The organism is Neobacillus fumarioli NBRC 102428 (genome assembly GCF_001591485.1).
GTDB classification, from domain to species: Bacteria; Bacillota; Bacilli; order Bacillales; family Cytobacillaceae; genus Neobacillus; species Neobacillus fumarioli.
Window position 1 is genome coordinate 1 of record NZ_BCUZ01000157.1, and the last position, 5,581, is coordinate 5,581.

Below are 5,581 nucleotides of genomic sequence, written 5' to 3' on the forward strand. Positions count from 1 at the left end.
TTTAGCAGGAATCCTTCCATCTATTATTCAATGCCATAAAATCAACATCTACCTTTAACAAAGCCAAATATAAAAAAGACTCCGGGAAGCCTACTCCCCGAAGCCGATTCGAGCAAACACCATGCGATCTTTGCCGTTTATATCATGAATAACTTCTACATTTACAATTGCGAAGGTTTTTCGAAAAAGCTCTGCCACCGCTTCGCCCTGACCAGCCCCGATCTCAAAACAGACAAGGGCTTCTGGTGCCAGCACCTGGGGCAGCTCGACCATAAAACGGCGGTAAAAGTCCAAGCCGTCCTCACCGGCAAAAAGCGCCCGGTGCGGTTCATGCTCCAGAACTACCTCCGACATCCACTCCTGATCGCCAAGAGGAATATACGGCGGATTCGACATCACCACATCCAGCCTTTCACCCTTCTCCACAAACGGCGCCAGCAAATCCCCCTCAAGAAATCGTACATCCGCCCCAAGCCGCTCCGCATTCTCACGGGCCACCACCAGCGAATCAGCCGAAATATCGGTGCCTGACACCACTAACAACGGTTTCTTGGGCATCGAGCGTCCACCTGAGACGGACATTTGTCCACGAGTGGTGCCTGACACCAATCTCCATTCAATTGCCATGGTGATGGCGATGGCGCCGCTGCCGGTGCCGATGTCGGCTAGGCGGATTTCTTGTTTGTTACTGAATAGCTGCGGGAGTCTTTGGAGTGTGCCGTAGACGAGTTCTTCGGTTTCGGGTCTTGGGATGAGGACTGCTGGATTGACCACGAATTGTCTTCCGTAGAATTCTTCTGAGCCGATGATGTATTGTACGGGAACGCCGCGGGCATGTTCCTTGACAGCTGCCTCAAATGCTTCCCACACGCCAGGCTCCAATTCTTCCCTTATGTTGGCAAACAGCTGTGTACGCGACATCCCGCTGAAATGTCTTAGCAAAAGCTCTCCGGCATTTTCATCACGTCCTGCTGGTATTAAAAAAGAAGAAGCCCATTTCAGAGCTTCGAATACTTTTTTACTCATTAGCGGCATTTTCCAATCTTTTCGCTTGATCATCAAGGACTAACGCATCAATGATTTCATCAAGCTTGCCCTCGATAATTTGATCTAGCTTTTGCAGTGTCAAGCCAATGCGGTGATCTGTAACCCGGTTTTGCGGGTAGTTATACGTACGAATTCGTTCAGAGCGATCGCCGGTACCAACAGCTGATTTGCGCACTTGGTCATATTCAGCCTGAGCTTCTTGCTGGAACTTGTCATAAATACGAGCACGCAAAATTTTCATTGCCTTTTCCTTATTTTTATGCTGGGATCTTTCATCCTGACTGGTGGCGACGATTCCCGTCGGAATATGGGTCAAGCGGACAGCCGACATCGTCGTGTTAACACTCTGGCCGCCAGCACCGCTTGAGGCAAATGTATCAAAGCGAATATCCTTTTCATTTATTTCAATATCAAATTCTTCTACTTCCGGCAGGCAGGCCACTGTTGCCGTCGATGTATGAATTCGACCGCCAGATTCCGTTTCCGGCACCCGCTGCACCCGATGTGCACCATTTTCAAATTTTAGTTTTGAATAAGCCCCCTGGCCATTGATCATAAAAATAATCTCTTTAAAGCCGCCTAGACCTGTTTCATTGGCATCAATGACTTCTGTTTTCCAGCCTTGCGATTCCGCATAACGACTGTACATCCGGTAAAGCGTGCCGGCAAATAAAGCAGCCTCTTCACCGCCTGCCGCACCGCGAATCTCCATAATAACGTTTTTATCATCATTCGGGTCTTTTGGAATCAGCAGAATTCGAAGTTTCTCTTGCAATTCATTAATTTGCGTTTCCAGATCATTAACCTCTTCTTTAACCATCTCACGCATTTCTGGATCCAGCTTTTCATCCAGCATAGCTTTTGCATCCTGGAGCTGCGCTTGGGCCTCTTTATACTGACGGTAAGTTTGAACCGTTTCCTGCAGGTCCGCCTGTTCCTTCGAATATTCCCGCAGTTTTTTCGAATCATTGATGATTTCCGGATCGCTTAAAAGCTCATTCAGCCTTTCATAACGATCCTCTACAGCTTGCAGACGATCAAACACAATTCTTCACCTCAAATTTTATCTAAAATCTATATAAACACCGTTGATTTTCTAGTCCATAACATTCTAATTATAGTATAGGTCAAATCTGAGGTCAAAACCAAATTGTCAAAATAAAATCATGTCCATGTGCAGATCATTTTCTCAAAGTTAAAGCTTTAGAAAAAACATATAGCTAGTACACCGAATAAGACCGTGCCAGTCTTGTCACGGTCTAATCATTCTCCAAGTATATAAATAATCCATCCACAAAGGTAACTGTGTGGATTATTTATTTTGTTTCGCCATCTGAATTCCCCTTCCATTAAGGCAAATGAATCGATTTGACATGTTCTAAATTCCGAAAAATGGTCTCCCCTTCTGCAGTGACTAAAATCACTTTGTTATTATGAACCTTTTGGAGTAAGCCTATTTTTTCAGGATTGTTTCCACCGTCTAGGATGACTAATTGATTTTCTAATCTTTTCAACTGTTCTTCAAAGCTTCTGGCTAACGAAGAAGGCGGAGGGACTAATTGAAATTTCTCATTCTCTAAAGCATACGGTGTTGTATTTTGTGGATACGGAATCAGCCATTTAACATGGTTCATCGAGATAAACATGGTTTTATGTGCTGGCGAGTGAAAGACAAAATAATCGTTCATAATGCTGGATACATATCCATAAAAGGATTGATTGCCTGACACATAAACCTTCACAAACAACCCTTTAGCATTCATTAATATTTTTCGATAAGATATTGCCTCCGCTTCGATTGGTTTTTCCGAAGGAGAATCATAAGTGGTATCTTCATCCCATGTCGGTAACTCCCTTAATCTTTGGATATGAACAAATGGAATGTAGAGGAAGGAATTGGTTTTCCCTACGTATATCACCACAATGTCCAATCCGGAATCGATTAACATGCCCTTGTGGAAAATTCCCCCTGAAATTTCAATCTCCACATTTTTTCCAATTAATTGGACAAAATCGATCAACATTTCCATTCTCCTTTTTTAAATTTTTACTTACAATGACTCCTTGGTGGCGATTAAGTTGCTTAGCCATAAATCAACCGAATCCAACCATAACATAAAACTATGGTTGCTATAACGGTCAGTGGAACCACCAAGATTGTTACACGGAGGTACTGACTCCAACTAATGTGTACCTTATACTGCTTTAATACGAACATCCATATCAAAGTCGCAAGGAGCCCGATGGGTGTAAGTAGTGAACCGATGTCGCTTCCGATAATATTCCCAAGGTACGCCACGTGGAGTGCCATCGGGCTCAGATGCATGGAAGTCAGGTTTAACGTACCGATCATTAAAGCAGGGTGATTATTAAACAGGTCGGACATAAGGCTAACGGCTGTTGCCGTGGCTGCGATAGAGCTAAACCAGCCTCCATCAATATATGGTTGAAGCACATGTACAAGCCAGTCGTTTAATCCGACATTTGCAATCCCGGATCCGATCACATACATACCAAAGGCAAAAAAGAGTACATGCCATGGAGTTTTTCGTAAGATATCCATTGGTGATGTACCCATCTTAACCCAACGCCAGATGAGGAGTATAACAGCTCCAACAACCGCAGTAACCGATGGAGACACCCCAAAGTCAGCACCGACAAACAGTGCCACACGAACGGCTAAAACATATAGCAAGATATTTATCATGAATCTCTTTTGCTTATTCGAAGGAGTCTCTGCTTGCAAATCTGTACCAGCTGTTTCAGCATTCATTCCCAAAGGATGAATACGTGGCTTCGGCTTGTTTTTCTTTGACATACTATTTTGTTTTAGGTCTCTTACCAGTTTCTTTCGAAATATCACATAATTCAGTAATGCCAGGACACCAACACCTATCATGGACGGGACGAAAATCATTATAGAGTAGGTTAAGAGGCTCATTCCGATGATTTTGATAGAGATTAAATTGACAATATTGCTGACGCCAAGGGGGGCACTCGCCGCAGTATCAACAAGCGCAGCGCTCAGTAGATACGGAATTTGCTGATGGGGTTTAAGTCCCAACTTTTTGAGAAGAATGATCAGTATTGGTGTTGCAATGATGATAGCACCATCATTGTTAAACACTAGGGTCATAAGCAAACTCATTAAATTAATGTACCAAAATAGACGAATGCCCGAATTTTTGGAGAGTCTAGCTAAAAAATCAGCTACGAATTGGAATACACCGAAACTTTCGAGAACAAGTGCCATCGCGATGGTTGCCATAATCGTCACCGACGCGCCGCCAACATCCGAACCGATTACTTTCAAATCTTCTAACGAAACCGATCCAGCAATGACCATAAGTGCTGCTCCGGCAAGAGCAGGGATGGATACGTTAAGCCCCTTAGGTCTCCACATAATCAATACGATCGTCGCTACAAACGAAATGATCGTTAGTGTAACGGTAAACATCTTATTTTCATCTCCTTTTTATCTAGTTGTAGTTCATGTAGTTTCTTCATGAGTTATTCCGCAGTTGTCTCCCCCCTCCATCTGTCCTTTTGTGGTACTGTACTGCATTTTATGTATCCCGATTAAGACCGGCTTTGGGTTTGTACCCGTTTCTAATAAAATCCGCACAAATCTATCGACCAGTATCTCTATGAATCAATGATTCAAACATACTTGGAGTTTTTATTTCGATGATTGGACTTTATAATCAAACTCACTACTAGAGTTAGAATAGGTATTATTTGAAATATCAGTCCTATTATGAAGAAGTGGATTAATAACGGATGGAATAAGTAAATTTCTGGAACAAAGTGACCTAAATAAGATGGGGAATAAATCCATAAGGCAAGAAAAAGAATTCAACGGATGAATATATTAGCAAAAAAACAGTTTTTTGAAAGAATTATGGATACCACCGAATAAAAGGAGCAATAAGCCAAAAAAACATGCCCTTCCAAAGAGAGCATGTTTATCTCTGATCTTCTTTTACTCTTACTTCAATATTGTAAAGCGGCAGTGCCTCTATGAGTTTCTTGCGAAGGCGTACTTCGTCAGCTTTTCTTTCGCGGTTTGAAAAGGACCCTTTTTTATAAACGGTCACCCGCATCCGGTCTCCTTTGATCCACACAGAGTCCGTTACAAATTCATGGGTATCGGCAATTACCTGTTTGGCTTTATCGGTATCGATGGCATGGTTTCCGGCACCAGATTCAGAGCCGCTGCCTGTTCGGTTTAAATCGAGAAAGTTGGGATTTTGGCCGGTAATATCATCTTCCACATAGTGCTGTTTATCTTTGGCACGATTGTTTAATTCAAAGTCAATGTTGCTATGCGCACGATTGGACGTCAAATTTGGAAAATCATTAGCAGCATCGCGGTTTGTCGTGCATCCTGCTAGAAACAAGAACAGCATGATAAGCGATAGAAGAGACCACTTTTTATTCATCATACTACCACCTCTTGTAGTATCATGCCCGCGATTAACTTACTGTAACAAGTGAATTGTTTCCAAGTAAACCCCTATAAAAAAAGGGGCTG

General features: G+C 42.8%; 5 protein-coding genes. All 5 read right to left on the reverse strand.

The genetic code is table 11. The annotated features are described in order from the left end of the window. Window positions 1-90: 90 nt before the first annotated feature. The 5 genes from prmC to BFU02S_RS14535 all read right to left on the reverse strand — a co-directional run bounded on the left by prmC (window position 91) and on the right by BFU02S_RS14535 (window position 5,489). Window positions 91-1,026, reverse strand: coding sequence for a peptide chain release factor N(5)-glutamine methyltransferase (prmC, locus tag BFU02S_RS14515; protein WP_066372134.1), 936 nt, complete (start codon window positions 1,024-1,026; stop codon window positions 91-93). Next, window positions 1,019-2,092 carry a peptide chain release factor 1 gene (gene prfA, locus BFU02S_RS14520; protein WP_066372136.1) on the reverse strand — a complete coding sequence of 358 codons (1,074 nt, stop codon included), beginning with the start codon at window positions 2,090-2,092 and terminating at the stop codon, window positions 1,019-1,021. The genes prmC and prfA overlap by 8 nt, the downstream gene beginning before the upstream one ends. Before the next feature lie 304 nt (window positions 2,093-2,396). Further along, the gene (locus BFU02S_RS14525; RefSeq protein WP_084361144.1) at window positions 2,397-3,077 is read right to left on the reverse strand and encodes a YwrJ family protein; all 681 of its coding nucleotides are present in this window, start codon (window positions 3,075-3,077) and stop codon (window positions 2,397-2,399) included. Between the two features lie 53 nt (window positions 3,078-3,130). Then, the gene (locus tag BFU02S_RS14530) at window positions 3,131-4,504 is read right to left on the reverse strand and encodes an ArsB/NhaD family transporter (RefSeq protein WP_066372147.1); all 1,374 of its coding nucleotides are present in this window, start codon (window positions 4,502-4,504) and stop codon (window positions 3,131-3,133) included. Window positions 4,505-5,012: 508 nt separating this feature from the next. Then, window positions 5,013-5,489: a hypothetical protein gene (locus BFU02S_RS14535; protein WP_066372150.1), complete on the reverse strand. Its 477-nt coding sequence runs from the start codon at window positions 5,487-5,489 to the stop codon at window positions 5,013-5,015. Between the last annotated feature and the right edge of the window lie 92 nt (window positions 5,490-5,581).